Genomic DNA, 16572 nt, shown 5'->3' on the forward strand with positions numbered 1-16572 from the left:
GACATGAGATGAGCAAGATACTGAATGGTAAAGTCGCGATTGTCACCGGTGCGGGGCAGGGCGTAGGCGCGGCGATCGCCAAAGGGCTGGCCGCAGACGGCGCCAGCGTGGTGGTAAACGACGTTGGCGTTACGCTTCAGGGTGAGGTCGAAAATGCCTCGGCAGCGGATGATGTGGCCAAGGAGATCCGTGACGCGGGCGGCGAGGCGGTCGGTAATAGCGATTCCGTTTCTGAATGGGACGCGGCGCAGCGGATCGTTCAGACCGTCATCGACACATACGGGCGCGTTGATTTGATCGTGAACAATGCCGGCATTCTGCGGGATGCGATTTTTCACAAGATGCAGCCAGACCAGTTCGAGGCGGTGCTGAATGTCCATCTGCACGGCGCGTTCAACGTCAGCCGCGCCGCCGCCCCGCATTTCAAGGAGCAGCAGAGCGGCAGTTACGTTCACATGACGTCTACTGCCGGGTTGATCGGTAATTTCGGGCAGGCCAATTACATGGCCGCCAAGATGGGCATTGTGGGTCTGTCGCGGTCGATCGCCATGGATATGCAGCGCGTCAACGTGCGCTCGAACTGTATCGCGCCCTTTGCCTGGAGCCGCATGGTCAGCTCGATCCCGACAGAGACGGAAGCCGACAAGATCCGGGTGGCCAAGCTGAAGCGGATGACACCGGAAAAGATCGCGCCGCTGGTCGCGTTCCTGGGTTCGGACGCGGCCGAAAAGATAAGCGGTCAGATATTTTCGGTCCGCAACAATGAGATCTACCTCTTCAGTCAGCCGCGCCCCGTGCGTACGCTGCACCGCGGCGACGGCTGGACCGCCGATGCACTGGCCGAGATACTGCCAGATGCGTTCGGCACATGGATGACCCCGCTGGAGCGGTCGGCGGATGTCATTACATGGGATCCGGTCTGATGCCCCTCGATCCCGATGTGCTGATGAGCATGCAGATTGATCCTGTGCGCCGCCGCTATGACTGGCGCGACAGCGCGCTTTATGCGCTGGGGCTGGGATATGGCACCGATCCGGTGGACGGCGATCAGCTGCGCTTTGTCATTGAGCGCGACCAGCAGGCGATGCCGACCATGGTCAACGTGCTGGGCCATGACGGATCCTGGATGAAGCGCCCGGAAACGGGCATCGACTATACCAAGGTCGTGCACGGCGAACAGTCCATGCAGATCCATGCACCGCTGCCAGTGTCGGGCGAGATCATTGCCCAGACCCATGTTGAGGAAATCGTTGACAAGGGCGAAGGCAAAGGCGCGCTTGTCACGGCCCGCCGCGAAATCCGCGATGCGAAGACGGACGCGCCTTATGCGACTGTCTGGCTGACGATCTTTTGCCGGGGCGCGGGTGGCTTTGGCGGCACGTCCACGGCGTCGCGTCAGCCACATGCGCAGCCCGAGAGTGCGCCGGAGGCCTCCGTCACGCTGAAAACACGCCCGGAGCAGGCGCTGATCTATCGTTTGTCGGGCGACTACAACATGCTGCACGCCGATCCTGCGACCGCGCAGAAGGCTGGATTCGACCGGCCCATTCTGCACGGTCTGGCGACATTCGGAATGGCCTGCCGCGCATTGATGGATCGCTTCTGCGCCGCCGATGGCACTCGGGTGCGCGCCCTTGAGGGACGTTTTTCCGCCCCGGTCTATCCCGGTGAAGCGATCACCATCGATATGTGGCCCCAAGGGGCCGGCCAAGCCGCCTTTGCGGCCCGCGTGGAGGACCGCGAGGTTCTGCGCAACGGGCGGTTTGAATTCAGCTAATCAGCGAACAAGAGTGAGACGAACCAATGGATTTCAACCTGACCGACGATCAGAGGCAACTGCAGGAAAGCGCGCGCCGCTTTGCGCAGGCCGAGCTTCCCGCGCTGGCGATCGAAACCGAAGAGACCGGCCATCCGGTCAGCGACACATGGATGGCGCGCTATGCCGATCTGGGCGTGCTGGGCGTCAACACGCGCGAGGAACATGGCGGGCTAGGCCTGCCGCATCTTGATGCGTTTCTGGTGATGGAGGAATTTGCCAAAGTGTCGGTCGGGGTCGCGTTTCCGGTGTTCGAGACGTCGGCCGGCCCGGTGCGCATCGTCGAGGCGCTGGGCCATCCCGATCTGGCGGCGCGCGTTGTGCCCGCCTCGGTGCAGGGCAAGATGCTGGTCGCCATCTGCATGTCCGAACCGGGCGCCGGCACCGCGCTGACCGATCTGCGCACCACTGCGCGGATCGATGGCGACGAGATTGTGATAAACGGCTCCAAGCGCTGGTGCTCGGGGGCGGGGCACTCGCAGGGCTACGTGGTGTTCTGCCGCTTCGATGACACGCCCGGCGCCAAGGGGATCGGCGCGGTCTTTGTGGACAAGGATACGCGCGGCCTGACCTTCGGTCCGGCTGAGCGACTGATGGGCTTTCGCGGTGTGCCTTCTGCGGACATCATGCTGGACGAGGTGCGCGTGCCGCGCGAGCACATGCTGGTTGGCGCGGGCGGGTTTTCGCAACTGATGGGCCTGTTCAATCTGGAGCGTCTGGGCAATGCCACCATGGCGATGGGCGTTGCCGCCGGCGCGCTGGAGCAGGTGCAGGCTTATGTGCAGGAGCGCAGCCAGTTCGGCAAGGAGATCATCGATTTTCAGGCAGTTCAGATGCGTCTGGCCGAAATGGCGATCAAGGTCGAGGCATCGCGCCTGATGATCCACCGCGCCGCGGCCAATGCCGGCACCGGTCTGCCGAAATCGGACGAGGCCGCGATGGCGAAATGCATGGCAAACGAGATTACGCGCGAGGTGACGACAGCCGCGATGCAGCTGATGGGCGGCTACGGCTATGCGCGCGAATATGGCATGGAACGGCGCGTGCGCGACAGTTTCGGCTGGGGCATCGCGGGCGGATCCATCGACATCCAGAAGGTGAATATCGCGGCCGGTCTGGTGGGTCGGCGGTTCAATCAGCGGGGGTAGAATATGACCGGTCACATTTTGATCGCAGGCGCGTCGGGCGTTATCGGACAAGCGGCAGTTGCCGCCTTCGCAGCCAAGGGCTGGCAGGTAACGGCGCTGTCGCGCCGCCGCCCGGCGGTCGATGCCGAATTCCGTCATCTGGCGGTCGATCTGACCGATCCCGGAGCCAGCCGCGCGGCGCTGGAGGCGCTGCCGCCTGTAACGCATGTGGTTTACGCGGCGCTGTTCGAAGAGCCGGACCTGGTCAAGGGCTGGCAATCCACGGCACAGATGGACACCAACCTTGCCATGCTGGACGCTGTGATTGCGCCTCTGACCGCCCGCGGCGATCGCCCGCATGTGTCCCTGTTTCAGGGCACGAAGGCTTATGGCGTGCATATCCGACCTTTCCCAGTGCCCGCGCGTGAAAGCTGGCCGCGCCATGACCACGCCAATTTTTACTGGCTGCAAGAGGATTATCTGCGCGCAGAGGCGGCGAAGGGTAATGTCACGCTCACCATCTGGCGGCCACAGGTCGTGTTCGGAAATGCCGTCGGCGTGGCGATGAACCTGATTCCGGTCCTTGGCGTCTGGGCCGGGCTTTGCGCGGCCGAAGGGCGCGGGCTGTCCTTCCCCGGCGGCCCTGCCTACCTGCTGGAGGCTGTCGATGCGGGGTTGATCGCGGATGCGCTGATCTGGGCGGCCGGATCGCAGCGTGCCGTCGGCGAGACGTTCAACATCACCAATGGCGATGTCTTTGTCTGGCAAAACGTCTGGCCCGCCATCGCGGACGCTATGGGGCTGGCGGTTGCCCCGCCGCAGAAGGTGGCGCTGGCCGATGTGATGCCGACCAAAGCGGACGTCTGGCGCAAGATTGCGACCGATCACGCGCTGGAGCAACCCGACCTTGCCGCCATGGTGGGTCATTCGCACCATTACGCTGATTTCACCTTTGCCACCCATGCCAAACGCGAACCCGCCCCCGCGCTGGTCAGCACGATCAAGCTGCGTCAGGCCGGGTTCGATGGCTGCATGGATACCGAAGTGATGTTCCGCCGCCTGATTGCGGATCTACAGGATCGCAACCTTCTGCCCGCCCCCAGGGCGCTGGCGGATCTTGCTACATACAAAGAAGGAGCCCCCGAATGACGCAGCGTTGGAAAAACCGGCCCGAAGGGTCGAACTGGGGCGATTTTGGCCCCGACGATCAGATTGGGCGCATGAACCTGATCACACCCGAGGCCCGCCTGCGCGGCGCGCGCGAAATCCGCGAGGGGCACAGTTTCTGCCTGTCGCTGCCTTTGGATTATCCGGGCGGAAATGCGCTGTTTCCGCTGCGGCGCGAGCCTGTGTTTCACCACGAACCGCGCGGCGATGGCCATAATTTCAACTACGAGATGAGCCAGGTATCTGGCTGCTATTGCGATGTCATCTCGGACGATGCGGTGACGCTGTTCACACAGTATTCCACCCAATGGGACGCGCTGGCGCATGTCGGCATGATGTTTGACGCCGACGGCGACGGCGTGCCGGAAAAAGTCTATTACAACGGCTACCGAGCCGGGATCGATATTGTCGGACCGGACGACCGCGCAGATGATCTGGGCGCGCAGGCGCTGGGGATCGAAAACCTGGCCGTGTCCGGCGTGCAGGGACGCGGCGTGATGGCGGACCTTGAGGCGCGCTGGGGCCGGGACCGGCATCTGGTCGGCTATGACGATCTGATGAGCGTTCTGGACGAACAGGGCGCCGAGATCGAGCAGGGGGATTTCCTGTGCCTTTACACCGGCTTTGCCGATCTGATCCTGTCGATGAAGAAAAGGCCAGACGGCGATGTTCTGGCCAAGTCCTGTCCTGTGCTGGACGGGCGTGATGAGAAACTGCTGAACTGGATCACCGATAGCGGGCTGGTCGCGATCTGCGCCGACAATTTCGCCGTCGAGGCATATCCGGCCCGCGTGCCGGAGGGCGACAGTTTCCCGGCGCTGCCCTTGCATAATCTGTGCCTGTTCAAGCAGGGCATCCACCTGGGCGAGCTGTGGTATTTTGCCGAACTGGCGGAATTCCTGCGCGCCCACAAACGCTCGGCCTTCTTTCTGACGGCGCCGCCGCTGCGTCTGCCCGGCTCTGTGGGGTCGCCGCTGACGCCGGTCGCAACGGTGTGAGGCAGGCAATGCGCATCACTTCGGTCGCCATCATCGGCGCGGGTACAATGGGCGGGGGCATTGCCATCGGTTGCCTTGCTGCCGGTTTGACAACCCGCGTGATTGATCTGGATGCAGGCAGCCTGACGACGCTGCACACCCGCGTTCAGCGCTTTTTCGATCGCGCGGTTGAAAAGGAGCGCATGAGCCGGGCCGAAGCGGATGCGGCCATCGGCTGCCTTCGGACCGGCAATGCGCTGGCCGATGTGGTTGGCGCCGATCTGGTGATCGAGGCGGTGTTCGAGGACAGGCAGGTAAAGCGCGACGTGCTGGCCGACATCGGCTCGCATCTGGCGCCGGACGCCATCGTGGCAACCAACACCAGCGCATTGCGCGTGGCCGATCTGGCGGCCTCGCTGCCTTGCCCGGAGAATTTTCTGGGGCTGCACTATTTCAGTCCCGCCGAGATAAATCCGCTGGTCGAAGTCGTCTCGGGCCCGCTCACCGCGGCGCCGACTGTGGCGGCTGCGCTGGCGTTTCTGGAACGCGTCGGCAAAACAGCCTTGCCCTGCCGCGACTCGAGCGGATTTGCCGTCAACCGGTTCTTTTGCCCCTATACGAACGAGGCCGCGCGCCTGCTGGATGAGGGAATTGCCACCACCGGACAGATTGATCATGTCGCCTGCGCCGCATTCGATCTGGCGATGGGCCCCTTTGCGGTGATGAATATCGTCAGGCCGCGCATCGCGCTTAACGCCGTGCAGAACCTTGCCGGGCTGGGCGCCTTTTACACACCCACAGCTGCGCTGATCGCGGCGGGCGAGACGAATGAGCCATGGCAGATCGAGGATGATCCGGCGCCTTTACCAGACGCTGTTCAGCAGCAGGTCGCGGACCGACTGCGGGCCGCGCTGTTCCTGCCGGTGCTTGAAGCCATTGGCGAGGATGTGGCAGCGCCGGATGACCTTGATCTGGGCGCGCGGATGGCACTTCGGTTTGGCCTGCCGCCGGTTCAGGCCATGCGCGCCCTTGGCCGCGCCCGCACGGAAGAGGTGATCGAGCCACTGACGCGGCAGTATGGCGCCGACATGCCGGTAGCCGGTCTAAAGAGGGCGTTTGATGCGCCACAAACAGATTGAGCAGACAACTTAACAGGGAGGAAATAAACATGAAGAATATCTTTATTCCGGGGATATATGCGCTGGGTCTGACCTTCGCATATTCCGCAACCGCGCAGACAGCTGCCGATCTGCCCGACGTCGTGACGTGGAGCGCATATGGTCAGGGTTCGACAGGCAACGCGCAGGCCGTTGCAATGGGGGCGGCGCTGAAAAACGAATTTGGCACGACACTGCGGATTTTGCCGGGCAAGAACGACGTTTCGCGCATGATCCCCTTGCGTGACGAACGGGTGATGTTTTCGGCTGCCGGGATCGCGTCGTATTTTGCGCAGGAAGGCATTGAGGAATTCGGAAGCAAGGAGTGGGGCCCGCAAAAGCTGCGTGTGCTGCTTGCGTCCAACCCGGATCACAATCAGGGCATCGCAGCCACCAAGGAAAGCGGCATCGCTTCGGTCGCGGACCTCAAGGACAAGCGTGTGGCTGCAATCGTCGGCTCTGCGGCGATCAATAACGGGATCGAGGCCATTCTCGCCTTTGCCGACCTTGGCTGGGATGATGTGGAGCGGGTCGATTTTCCCGGCTACTCGGCCTCGTGGGACGGCATGAATTCCGGCCTTGTCGATGCGGCATGGGGCGCGACCACAATCAGCGGTGCATACCAGTTGGAGAATTCCAACCGGGGCATCAACTGGATACCGGTGCCGCATGACGACATCGAAGGTTGGCGGCGCCTGCAGGCTGTTGGTCCGCATATCATTCCGCACATGGCAACCGAGGGCGCCGGAATTTCCGTGGATGCACCCCATGAAGGAACGAACTATCCCTATCCTGTCCTGATCGCCTATGCAGATCAGGATCCTGCGTTGGTCCAGTCGATGACGCAGGCGTTGATCGACACCTACCCGATCTACAAGGATGCGGCACCGGGCGCCGATGGGTGGGCGCTGGACAAGCAGTCGTTCAACTGGATCATTCCATTCCATGATGGCGCCGTCTTCGCACTGAAGGACGCGGGCATCTGGACGGACGCAGCTGAGAGCTACAACACCGCATTGATCGACCGGCAGGACGCGCTGGGCGCCGCGTGGCAGGGTCTGATGGATCAGGGCCTTGAGGGTGCCGAACTCCAGCAAGCCTGGAGCGAGGCGCGCAGCGAAATTCCGATGCCGGGCGCGCAGGATTGACGAGCGTGGCGCCGCATAACTCCAATCAGGCCCCTGTCATAAAGGCAGGGGCCGTCGGCAGGGGCGAACCGCCCGGCGGCATGGATGCGCGCGCGCTGCGCCGCGGGCCGGTTGTATCCAATCTGGTTGCAGCCCTGACGCTGGTGGCGATCTTTTTCGCCGTCAATCAGATCTTTAACTTCCGGCTGTTCGTGGATGTCACGATCCTTCAGAATGCCTATCTATACACCCTTGGCGCCATTTTCCTGAGCATTGTGTTTCTGGTCTATCCCCTGACGGCCGGATCGCACCGCTGGTCGAATGTCACGGATTTTGCGGCCGCAGGCGCGGCATTGCTGATTTGCGGGTATTTCGCCCTGACCGGCAAACAGAGCTTGAATGAAGGCTGGGAATACGCCCAGCCGATGCTGCCCAAAATGCTCAGCTTTGCGCTTTGGGCGTTGATTATCGAAGCGATGCGCAGGGTCACGGGCATGTTGATGGCCGTGATTGCGTTGGCGTTTTCGCTATATCCCGTCTTTGCAGGGTCGATGCCGGGGCCGATTGCCGGATTCTCGCAGCCGATTGGCGATATCATTCCTTTTCATATTCTTTCCAGCGAAAGCAGCTTTGGCATCCCGATGGAGGCATTCGGCACGCTGGTTCTGGGCTTTGTCCTGTTTGGCGCGGCGCTTCAGTTCACCGGCGGCGGCGCGTTCTTCAACGACCTCGCGTTTCGCATGGTCGGAAAATACCGCGGCGGCGCGGCAAAGGTTGCGACCGTCGGCAGCGGCCTGATGGGCTCGATGAGCGGATCGGTCATTTCGAACATCATGACCACGGGCGCCGTTTCCATCCCGGCGATGAAGCGCACCGGGTTTTCGGCCAACTACGCCGCCGGCGTCGAGGCTTGCGCCTCTACCGGAGGGGTGATGATGCCGCCGATCATGGGAGCGGTCGCGTTTGTCATGGCGTCCTTTCTGGGCGTTGGGTATGCCGAGATCGTGCTGGCGGCGATCATACCGTCGGCGCTGTTTTATTTCGGGCTGATCATCCAGATCGACAGCTATGCGGCGCGCCGGGGCCTGACCGGGCTGAACAAATCCGAGCTGCCGGTTCTTTTGGACACTCTCAGAAACGGGTGGCATTACATCATCGTCTTTGCTGTGCTGATCTGGATGTTGATCGGGCTGGAGCAAGAGCGGATCGCGCCATTCATCTGCACATTCCTTTTGCTAGTGGTGACGCAGCTTTTCCCAAGCACACGTCTGTCGCTGTCCAAGATACGCGATCTGCTGAGCTATACCGGCACCGCCCTCGCTGAAATGGCCGCAATCCTGCTGGGTGTGGGATTCATTGTCGGTGCATTCTCGGCAACCGGGTTATCTGGCACGCTTGCGAATGATCTCGTGTTTCTGGCCGGTGATGGCGTGCTGGCACTGTTGATCATGGGCGCACTGACCAGTTTTATTTTCGGCATGGGAATGACGGTTACCAGCTGTTATATCCTACTGGCCGTCGTGCTGGCGCCTGCGCTTGTTCAGGCCGGATTGCACCCGATTGCGGCACATCTTTTCATAATGTACTGGGGGATGGTGTCCTACATCACGCCGCCCGTCGCCCTTGGTGCCTTTGCCGCGGCGACGCTGGCCGGGACAAGCCCGATCCGCGCCGGATTCACCGCCATGCGGCTTGGCTCCATCATCTATGTTCTGCCATTTCTGTTCGTTCTGGAGCCGGCCCTGATCGGGGTCGGCGAATGGAGCGAGGTGATCCCCGTCATGGCTCTGGCGTTTATCGGCGTCTGGCTGATTGCATCCGGCACGCAAGGGTATCTGGCCGTGTTCGGCCCGCTTGGACACGGCAAACTTGGCATCGCGGTGCAAATCTGTATCATTGCCGGAGGTGTCGCAATCGCCATTCCAGCCACGTTAGTTCCTGTTTTCGGCCATATCGGAATGACCGTGCTGGGACTGATATTGGTGGCTATCGGGCTTGGGCTTTGCAGCGTGACGATGCGGCGGCAGCCCTGAAATGAACTCTTTCGCAACATATCAGGCTTTGAACGCCTCTCATGGCCTTCGGGCGTATTTCGGATTTAGTAAAAGGAACCAAACATGACCAGATCCGTCGTCATCGCCGCGGGCGTGCGTACCGCAATCGGTACTTTCTCAGGGTCGCTGTCGGGCACGTCACCTTGCGATCTGGGAGCTGCTGTCGCAACCGAGGCGATCGCGCGCGCCGGGATCGGCGCCGCCGACGTGCAGCAGACCGTGCTGGGCAATGTGCTGCACACCCAGCCCGAAGATATGTATATCAGCCGCGTTGTCGCGATCCGCGCCGGTGTTCCGGACACGGCGCCGGCGCTGACGCTGAACCGGCTGTGCGGTTCGGGGCTTCAGGCGGTGCTGACGGCCGCCGAGCAGATCATGCTGGGGAACGCGGATATCACCCTGGCTGGCGGCGCCGAGAGCATGAGCCGCGCAGGCCATTTGCTGACCACGGCGCGGCACGGGCAGAAAATGGGGGATACCCGCGCGATCGACATGATGATCGGCGGGCTGACGGACCCGTTTGGCAACGGCCATATGGGCGTGACCGCCGAGAATATTGCGCAGCGCCATAGCATTGACCGCGCGGCACAAGATGCGTTCGCGCTGGAATCGCACCGGCGTGCGGCGCAGGCCATTGCAGAGGGCCGGTTCACCGATCAGATCCTGCCCCTGACCGTCCGGCAGGGCCGCAGCGAGGCGACATTCGACACCGACGAGCATGTGCGCACCGATATTACCGCCGAGCGGCTGGAGGGGCTGCGCCCCGCCTTTGCCAAGGACGGCAGCGTCACGGCGGGCAATGCCAGCGGGATCAACGATGGCGCCGCCGCGCTGGTGCTGATGGACGAAGACACCGCCCGCAGCAAAGGCACCGCCCCGCTGGCGCGCATCGTATCCTACGGGCTTGGCGGCGTTGCGCCCGAAATCATGGGCATGGGGCCGGTGCCCGCCACCAAGCAGGCGCTGGAGCGCGCGGGGCTGAGCATCAGCGACATAGACGTGATCGAGAGCAATGAGGCGTTCGCAGCTCAAGCCTGTGCCGTGTCACAGGAGTTGGGCTTTGATCCCGCACGGGTCAATCCGAACGGCGGCGCCATTGCCCTGGGCCATCCGATTGGCGCATCGGGCGCAATCATTCTGGTCAAGCTGCTTTATGAATTGCAACGCAGCGGCGGGCGCTATGGGCTTGCGACCATGTGCATCGGCGGCGGGCAGGGCATCGCCATGATTGTCGAGCGGATGTGACAGGGCCGGAACAGTCTTGATGGCTTGCAATACGCAAGGCGTGATTGTCACGCCCCGATCTGGTTTGATGCGGCCCTGCAGCACCCTTACTGCAAAGCGCTGCCGGGGCGCACGGTGATTTGTCGCAAAATGGCCGCTCGCTAGCGAGAAGGATCACACCTACCAGCGCGCCATCTGTGAGATCAACCACCGACACGACCCGTACTTTGACAGCATCCGACACATAGACAGAAAATGGCGGAACAATCTGATTGAGAGCGATCATGTCGCATTGAAAATGCTCCTCCGCTATTGCCAAGGCTTTCGATCCCTACGATCAGCCAACGCGACCCTATGGGGCATTGAAAAGGTCAGAAATATCAGACGAGCCCACGTTCATTGCAAGTAAATAGAAGTCAGAGGGGAGATCGAGTTCATCGATATCCTGATCAGTATCACTGCCTGATTACGGCACCGTTTGACGCTAGCGCACCTTACCAAAATTAATGGAACAGTCTGGTTGTAATCTTTCCGGTCCTTCATGCCAGGAAGATGTCAAAGTGCCGAAGCCATCAGTGCCAGCGCAGCGATTGTGCCGATGGCTTGTTGATGGCTTACTGCAGTAAATGAAATCTCGGTGGCAGACTTTCGGATGATATGGGGCAGCAAAGCGGCCGCATCGGCATAGACCTGACGCATCAGTCTGATTTCGATGTCGAGTGGTGGTTTGCAAGGTAAGTCAATCTTGGCGGTGTCGGCGTTCCTGACAGCTTCCGCGACCTCAGCCTCGATTAGTTCGCGCGAAGCCTCTGGCGATAGGCTCTGGCTGGATTGCGCGCCCAAGGCTGTCTTGACCTCGACCCGGCGTGCGCCCGGAAACTGCTTCAAGATTTCGGCGCAAAGCCGGTCGTCGCCGCTGGCTGCAAGCAGTGGAACGCCGATTTCGGCGGCATGACCAGCGAAAAGCGTCGGCTCGCCTGTGATCTTTCCGTTGACGCGGATCTGGGCAAACGCCAGTCCACTCACCGTGTGTGCGAGAACGCCTGTTTCGCCTGCGGCGGCATGATAGCCGATCAGGATGACTCCGGAATGATCCGAGCGAAGCCCCTCGATCATTGATAGCGGCCGCGGCTTGCCTGATACCAAGAAAGCGCGGCGGTCCAGATCCTCGGCGATCATGTTGCGCATTGGCCCGTGCGAGTCAGCCACCACCACCTCGCTTGCTCCGCCAGCAAATGCGCCCCGTATGGCCGCGTTCGCCTCCTGCGTCATGAGGCGGCGAGCAATCTCGTACTCGGGATTGCCGCGCTGGCCCTGAAGCGGCTCGTTGACGCCCGCGATTCCTTCGATATCGACCGATATAAAGATCTTCATGTCTATTGTCTTTCCTTGTTAAGCGTTTGCGTGTCGCCGGATGACATAACGGCCTGCCAGATCTTGCGTACTGGCGCGCGGCGCGACTCGCGCAGACGATAGAGACGCACGTCGAGCGGCATCCGCCAGTCCGACCCGCCAACGGCGACCATGCGGCCCTGCGCGATGACGTCGTCAGCGCAACTCGTCGGCAGTAAGGTGAGTGCACCATAGGTCAGCGCCATGCGTTTCAGCACTTCGGAGGTGGGGCTTTCACCCAGTCGCTCCAGCAACGGTGCCGCCGCAGCGTGCCGCTTGAGCAATAGAGCCTCGACCTCAGCAAAATAGCCGTCGCTTGAATAACCGACATAGGGAATGGCGCCGCCATCCGCCGGCGGATGTGCCGGATCAAAAAGTGGCGTGCCGTTCTTGCCCACGGGCGACACCATCATCAGCGGATCCTGCGCAAGCACACAGGACTCAAATCGCATGCGCTCGAACAAAAGCGGCGCATCGTCATGCGCATACTGGAGTACCAAGTCGATTTCGCCCTCGGCGAGTTGCTGAACCATGTCGTGAAAGTTCTGAGTAAAGATATGTGTCGTCAGATGCCCTGTTGCGGCTTCGAGGCTCTTGAGCCAGCCTGGAATGAAGTTGAGGCTCAGCGTCGTGGCGGCGGCGATGCGCAAATCTGGTCGCGCGCCATGCACCTTTTGATGAAACTGCGCGCGATCCGCATAGAGCGCACCGACCACCGTTTCGGCAGTTTCGCGGAATGCCCGGCCCTCGGCGGTTAGCGTGACAGGATAGGTGCGACGGTCGATCAACGGCACCCCGAGCCAGATTTCAAGCGCGCGGATCCTGCGGCTGAAGGCCGGCTGCGTGACATTGCGATCCTCAGACGCCTTGGAAAAGTTGCGCGTTCGGGCCAGCGTCAAAAAATCTTCCAGCCATTTCATGTCCATATGCATCAGGTCACCACGGATTTGAAAATCTCGCAAGGATGAAACTATGCATATTTTGCATAATCAATGCGAAATTGGCCTTGGCTCGGAGCGGGGCGGATAGGGTCCTATGGTCGTCAGCGGAGACAACCGTCACGGGAGGCATGGCCGGATGAATGCAGAGCATTTGCTGAAAATCGAAGATCTCGACATTCGCTTCGGCAAGGAAAGTGCCGAAATGCGTGCCGTCAAGAAGCTGAACCTGCATGTCAATCGCGGCGAGACGGTTGCCATCGTCGGCGAATCCGGCTCGGGCAAATCCGTTACCGCGCTGTCGGTGATGCGCCTCGTCGAATTCGGCGGGGGGCAAATCGCGGGGGGCAAGATTTCGTTCCGCAAGCGCGACGACAGCGTTATCGACATTGGCAGTCTCGGCCCCGAGGATGCGCGCCTGATGCGAGGCGACGACATCGCCATGATCTTTCAAGAGCCGATGACTTCACTCAACCCGGTCTTCACTATTGGCGATCAGATCGTCGAGGCGGTGATGACGCATCAGGCCAAGAGCCGCAGCGCGGCAAGGGCGACGGCGCTCGAGACGCTGGAGAAGGTGCGCATCCCCGATGCGGCGCAGGTGATGAAGCGTCATCCTCACCAGCTTTCGGGCGGGATGCGCCAGCGCGTCATGATCGCCATGGCCCTGTCCTGCCGTCCGCAGCTCCTGATCGCGGACGAGCCGACGACGGCGCTCGACGTGACCATCCAAGCGCAGATTCTTCGCCTTATCCGTGAGTTGCAGGACGAAGAGGGCATGGCCGTTCTCTTCATCACGCATGACATGGGGGTGGTCGCCGAGATCGCGGATCGCGTGGTAGTGATGTATCGCGGCGAAAAGGTAGAGGAAGGTGATGTCGAGACGATCTTTGCCGCGCCGCAGCACCCTTATACCAAGGCCCTTCTAGGGGCGGTTCCCTGCCTCGGCTCGATGAAGGGCACCGACAGCCCCGAGCCGTTTGTCATCCCCGGCCAGGAGGTGGCCGCAACCGAGGTCGTGCCCGCCGAGGCGATCGACTACAGCGCCGATCCGCTTTTGTCCGTGCGCGGGCTGACCACGCGGTTCGACATCGGCGAGGGGCTGTTCGGCCGCGTCACCAAAAGGGTTCACGCGGTCGAGCATCTCGATCTTGATATCTGGCCGGGCGAGACGCTGGGCCTCGTGGGGGAGTCGGGCTGCGGCAAGTCGACGACCGGCCGCTCGATCCTGCAGTTGGTCGACGCGACGTCAGACCGGCTCACCTTCGGCGGCGAGGACATGACGCGCCTCTCGGCCTCCAGCCTGCAAAAGCTGCGCCGCCAGGTGCAGTTCGTGTTTCAGGACCCCTACGCCTCGCTTAATCCGCGCCTGACGGTGGGCTATTCCATCGCCGAGCCGATGCTGCTTCACGGTCTTGAGACCAAGCAGAACGCCTTTGACAAAGCAGTCTGGCTGCTGGAGGAGGTCGGACTGAGCGCGGATCACGCCAATCGCTATCCGCACGCATTTTCGGGTGGCCAGCGTCAGCGCATCGCGATTGCGCGCGCGCTCGGCACCGACCCCAAACTGATCATCGCGGACGAGGCAGTGTCGGCACTGGATGTTTCGGTGCAGGCGCAGGTCATCAACCTGATGATGGATCTGCAGAAGCGTTTCGGACTAGCCTATCTCTTCATCTCGCATGACATGGCCGTGGTCGAGCGGATCAGCCACCGCGTCGCGGTAATGTATCTGGGCCAGATCGTCGAAAGCGGCCCGCGCCGCGCCGTGTTCGAGAATGCGCAGCACGCCTATACGCAGCGGCTGATGGCCGCGGCACCGGTACCCGATCCGGCCGTGCGCCGCCGTGACATGCGCATGATTACAGGCGAAGTGCCTAGCCCCGTGCGCCCCATCGGCCAGCCGCCCGTCATCAACACCATGGACGAAGTCGCGCCGGGCCATCTGGTGGCCCGCGAACAGGCTCGAACTGTCGATGCTGCCTGAGCGGGCAAAGACCCGCAAAACCCCGATACCCAAGCAAGGAGAGGAGACCACCATGACATTCCTGAAACGCGCTGCCCTCAGCGCCATGCTGATGGCCGGAACCGCGCTGGCAACACCAGTGCTCGCCGAGGATCTGAAAATCGCGATGGACCAGATCTTTCAGAAGATGGATCCGCATAACTCGAACTATAACGTGGATTATTCTGTGGCCAGCGGCGTGCTTGAGCGGCTGATCACGTTTGACGCCAACATGAAGCTCGTCCCTCAGCTCGCTACCGAGTGGGAAGGCAGCGACGATGCCAAGACCTTTACCTTCAAGCTGCGCGAGGGTGTGACCTTCCATGACGGCACCCCCTTCGATGCGGCAGCCGTCAAGGCCAATTTCGACCGACTGGCCGATCAGTCGCAGAATCTAGCCAAGAACAGCCTTTTCAAGGTGGTCGATACTGTCGAGACACCCGACGATTACACCGTTGTGCTGAACCTCAAGGAGCCGTTCGGCGCGATGATCAATACCGTTGCGCATCCCTCGGTGGTGATCCACAGCCCTAAGGCGCTCGAAGAGCTTGACGTTCAGAAGAATCCCGTCGGCACCGGACCTTTCATCTTCAAGGAGTGGATCCCCGGCGAGCGCGTCGTGCTGGAAAAGAACGACGATTACTGGGACAGCGAATGGCCCAAGGTCGACACCGTCACCTTCTATCCCGTAACCGAGAGCGCAACGCGCGTGTCGATGCTGCTGTCGGACGAAGTCCAGTTCGTCCATGTCTTGCCTGCCGAGTTGTCGGAGCGCGTCGAGAATGACGACAGCGCCGAAGTGCTCGAAGTGCCCGGCATCACTGTCTGGACCGCTTCGTTGAATATGCTCAAGGACAAGTTCAAGGATCAGCGCGTGCGCCGCGCCTTCAACCTCGCGGTCGATCAGGAGGCGTTCATCGATGTGGTCTATTCCGGCCACGGCGTCGTGCCGGATTCGCCCATCGCGCCCGATACACGCTTCTACGAGTCGCAAGGCGCCTTTGGCACCGATCTAGAAGAGGCGCGCGCGCTGATGAAGGAAGCGGGCCACGAGGACGGGTTCGACGTCGAGATCTGGGGCATCAACAACTCGACCGGAGTGCGAATGCTGCAATTCCTCCAGCAGCAGCTCTCGCAAATCAACGTGCGGGCCAAGATCGTCCCGATGGAGGGCGCAACGCGGTCGGAAAAGCTGTTCTCGTCGGTGGATCCGGAGACCGCCGAATTCGACATGGTGATGGGTGGCTGGTCGCCCTCGACCGGCGATGCCGACTGGCACCTGCGCCCGGTCTACGCCACCGAAGGTTGGGTGCCCAAGATCTACAACATGGCATTCTATTCGAACGAAACCGTCGATCAGGCAATCGCTGATGCGCTGAACACCGGCGACGCGGATGCCCGCGCCGAGGCCTACGCGACCGCGCAGAAGCAGATCTGGGAGGACGCACCGGCGGTCTGGCTCGCGATCGAGAATAAGATGGCCGGCCGCAAGAAGGGCCTCAGCGGCGTGTTCCAGATGCCCGATGGCACGATGCAATACGCCAAGGCCGAGTATCAAAACTGAACCCGGCTGCCTTGACACCGGCCC

The 16572-nt window shown here is 61.6% G+C and carries 13 protein-coding genes and 1 pseudogene; 12 read left to right on the forward strand and 2 right to left on the reverse strand.

Features of this window, described 5'->3' with window-relative positions; genetic code table 11:
* Positions 1–8 precede the first annotated feature (8 nt).
* The 10 genes and pseudogenes from DC366_RS11955 to DC366_RS12000 all read left to right on the forward strand — a co-directional run.
* Positions 9–923: an SDR family NAD(P)-dependent oxidoreductase gene (locus DC366_RS11955; RefSeq protein WP_108692447.1), complete on the forward strand. Its 915-nt coding sequence runs from the start codon at positions 9–11 to the stop codon at positions 921–923.
* Positions 908–1777: a MaoC/PaaZ C-terminal domain-containing protein gene (locus DC366_RS11960; protein ID WP_243405115.1), complete on the forward strand. Its 870-nt coding sequence runs from the start codon at positions 908–910 to the stop codon at positions 1775–1777. The genes DC366_RS11955 and DC366_RS11960 overlap by 16 nt, the downstream gene beginning before the upstream one ends.
* 26 nt (positions 1778–1803) lie before the next feature.
* A complete protein-coding gene (locus tag DC366_RS11965; RefSeq protein WP_108692448.1) occupies positions 1804–2964 on the forward strand; it encodes an acyl-CoA dehydrogenase family protein in 1161 nt (386 codons plus the stop codon).
* A gap of 3 nt (positions 2965–2967) precedes the next feature.
* The gene (locus DC366_RS11970; protein WP_108692449.1) at positions 2968–4092 is read left to right on the forward strand and encodes an NAD-dependent epimerase/dehydratase family protein; all 1125 of its coding nucleotides are present in this window, start codon (positions 2968–2970) and stop codon (positions 4090–4092) included.
* A complete protein-coding gene (locus DC366_RS11975; protein WP_108692450.1) occupies positions 4089–5108 on the forward strand; it encodes a cyclase family protein in 1020 nt (339 codons plus the stop codon). Before DC366_RS11970 ends, DC366_RS11975 begins: the two co-directional genes overlap by 4 nt.
* 8 nt (positions 5109–5116) lie before the next feature.
* Positions 5117–6226 carry a 3-hydroxyacyl-CoA dehydrogenase family protein gene (locus DC366_RS11980; protein ID WP_108692451.1) on the forward strand — a complete coding sequence of 370 codons (1110 nt, stop codon included), beginning with the start codon at positions 5117–5119 and terminating at the stop codon, positions 6224–6226.
* A gap of 29 nt (positions 6227–6255) precedes the next feature.
* Complete coding sequence (locus DC366_RS11985; RefSeq protein WP_108692452.1) at positions 6256–7392, forward strand: TAXI family TRAP transporter solute-binding subunit; 1137 nt, start codon at positions 6256–6258, stop codon at positions 7390–7392.
* Between the two features lie 5 nt (positions 7393–7397).
* Positions 7398–9404 carry a TRAP transporter permease gene (locus tag DC366_RS11990; RefSeq protein WP_207768705.1) on the forward strand — a complete coding sequence of 669 codons (2007 nt, stop codon included), beginning with the start codon at positions 7398–7400 and terminating at the stop codon, positions 9402–9404.
* 84 nt (positions 9405–9488) lie between these two features.
* Positions 9489–10670: a beta-ketothiolase BktB gene (bktB, locus tag DC366_RS11995; RefSeq protein WP_108692453.1), complete on the forward strand. Its 1182-nt coding sequence runs from the start codon at positions 9489–9491 to the stop codon at positions 10668–10670.
* Between the two features lie 136 nt (positions 10671–10806).
* Positions 10807–11058 (forward strand): annotated as a pseudogene (locus DC366_RS12000) (DDE-type integrase/transposase/recombinase); the annotation flags it as partial.
* A gap of 146 nt (positions 11059–11204) precedes the next feature.
* Here DC366_RS12000 and DC366_RS12005 read toward each other — a convergent pair.
* Both DC366_RS12005 and DC366_RS12010 read right to left on the reverse strand, forming a co-directional pair.
* Positions 11205–12023 carry a M55 family metallopeptidase gene (locus DC366_RS12005; protein ID WP_108692455.1) on the reverse strand — a complete coding sequence of 273 codons (819 nt, stop codon included), beginning with the start codon at positions 12021–12023 and terminating at the stop codon, positions 11205–11207.
* 2 nt (positions 12024–12025) lie between these two features.
* Entirely contained in the window at positions 12026–12961 is a 936-nt protein-coding gene (locus DC366_RS12010; protein WP_165802894.1) for a LysR family transcriptional regulator, read from the reverse strand.
* Positions 12962–13118: 157 nt separating this feature from the next.
* Here DC366_RS12010 and DC366_RS12015 point away from each other — a divergent pair, with 157 nt between their 5' ends.
* Both DC366_RS12015 and DC366_RS12020 read left to right on the forward strand, forming a co-directional pair.
* Entirely contained in the window at positions 13119–14966 is a 1848-nt protein-coding gene (locus tag DC366_RS12015; RefSeq protein WP_108692457.1) for an ABC transporter ATP-binding protein, read from the forward strand.
* 52 nt (positions 14967–15018) lie between these two features.
* Positions 15019–16548 (forward strand): glutathione ABC transporter substrate-binding protein, encoded by a 1530-nt coding sequence (locus tag DC366_RS12020; protein WP_165802895.1) that lies wholly within the window; start codon positions 15019–15021, stop codon positions 16546–16548.
* Positions 16549–16572 lie beyond the last annotated feature (24 nt).

Origin of the sequence: Pelagivirga sediminicola, from assembly GCF_003072125.1 — a bacterium.
GTDB classification, from domain to species: Bacteria; Pseudomonadota; Alphaproteobacteria; order Rhodobacterales; family Rhodobacteraceae; genus Roseovarius; species Roseovarius sediminicola.

Coding starts and splice junctions, on each gene's coding strand:
- DC366_RS11965 (WP_108692448.1), top strand. CDS start 1,804: ATGGATTTCAACCTGACCGACGATCAGAGGCAACTGCAGGAAAGCGCG.
- DC366_RS11975 (WP_108692450.1), top strand. CDS start 4,089: ATGACGCAGCGTTGGAAAAACCGGCCCGAAGGGTCGAACTGGGGCGAT.
- bktB (WP_108692453.1), top strand. CDS start 9,489: ATGACCAGATCCGTCGTCATCGCCGCGGGCGTGCGTACCGCAATCGGT.
- DC366_RS12015 (WP_108692457.1), top strand. CDS start 13,119: ATGAATGCAGAGCATTTGCTGAAAATCGAAGATCTCGACATTCGCTTC.
- DC366_RS11970 (WP_108692449.1), top strand. CDS start 2,968: ATGACCGGTCACATTTTGATCGCAGGCGCGTCGGGCGTTATCGGACAA.
- DC366_RS11960 (WP_243405115.1), top strand. CDS start 908: ATGGGATCCGGTCTGATGCCCCTCGATCCCGATGTGCTGATGAGCATG.
- DC366_RS11955 (WP_108692447.1), top strand. CDS start 9: ATGAGCAAGATACTGAATGGTAAAGTCGCGATTGTCACCGGTGCGGGG.
- DC366_RS12005 (WP_108692455.1), bottom strand. CDS start 12,023: ATGAAGATCTTTATATCGGTCGATATCGAAGGAATCGCGGGCGTCAAC.
- DC366_RS11985 (WP_108692452.1), top strand. CDS start 6,256: ATGAAGAATATCTTTATTCCGGGGATATATGCGCTGGGTCTGACCTTC.
- DC366_RS11980 (WP_108692451.1), top strand. CDS start 5,117: ATGCGCATCACTTCGGTCGCCATCATCGGCGCGGGTACAATGGGCGGG.
- DC366_RS12010 (WP_165802894.1), bottom strand. CDS start 12,961: ATGAAATGGCTGGAAGATTTTTTGACGCTGGCCCGAACGCGCAACTTT.
- DC366_RS12020 (WP_165802895.1), top strand. CDS start 15,019: ATGACATTCCTGAAACGCGCTGCCCTCAGCGCCATGCTGATGGCCGGA.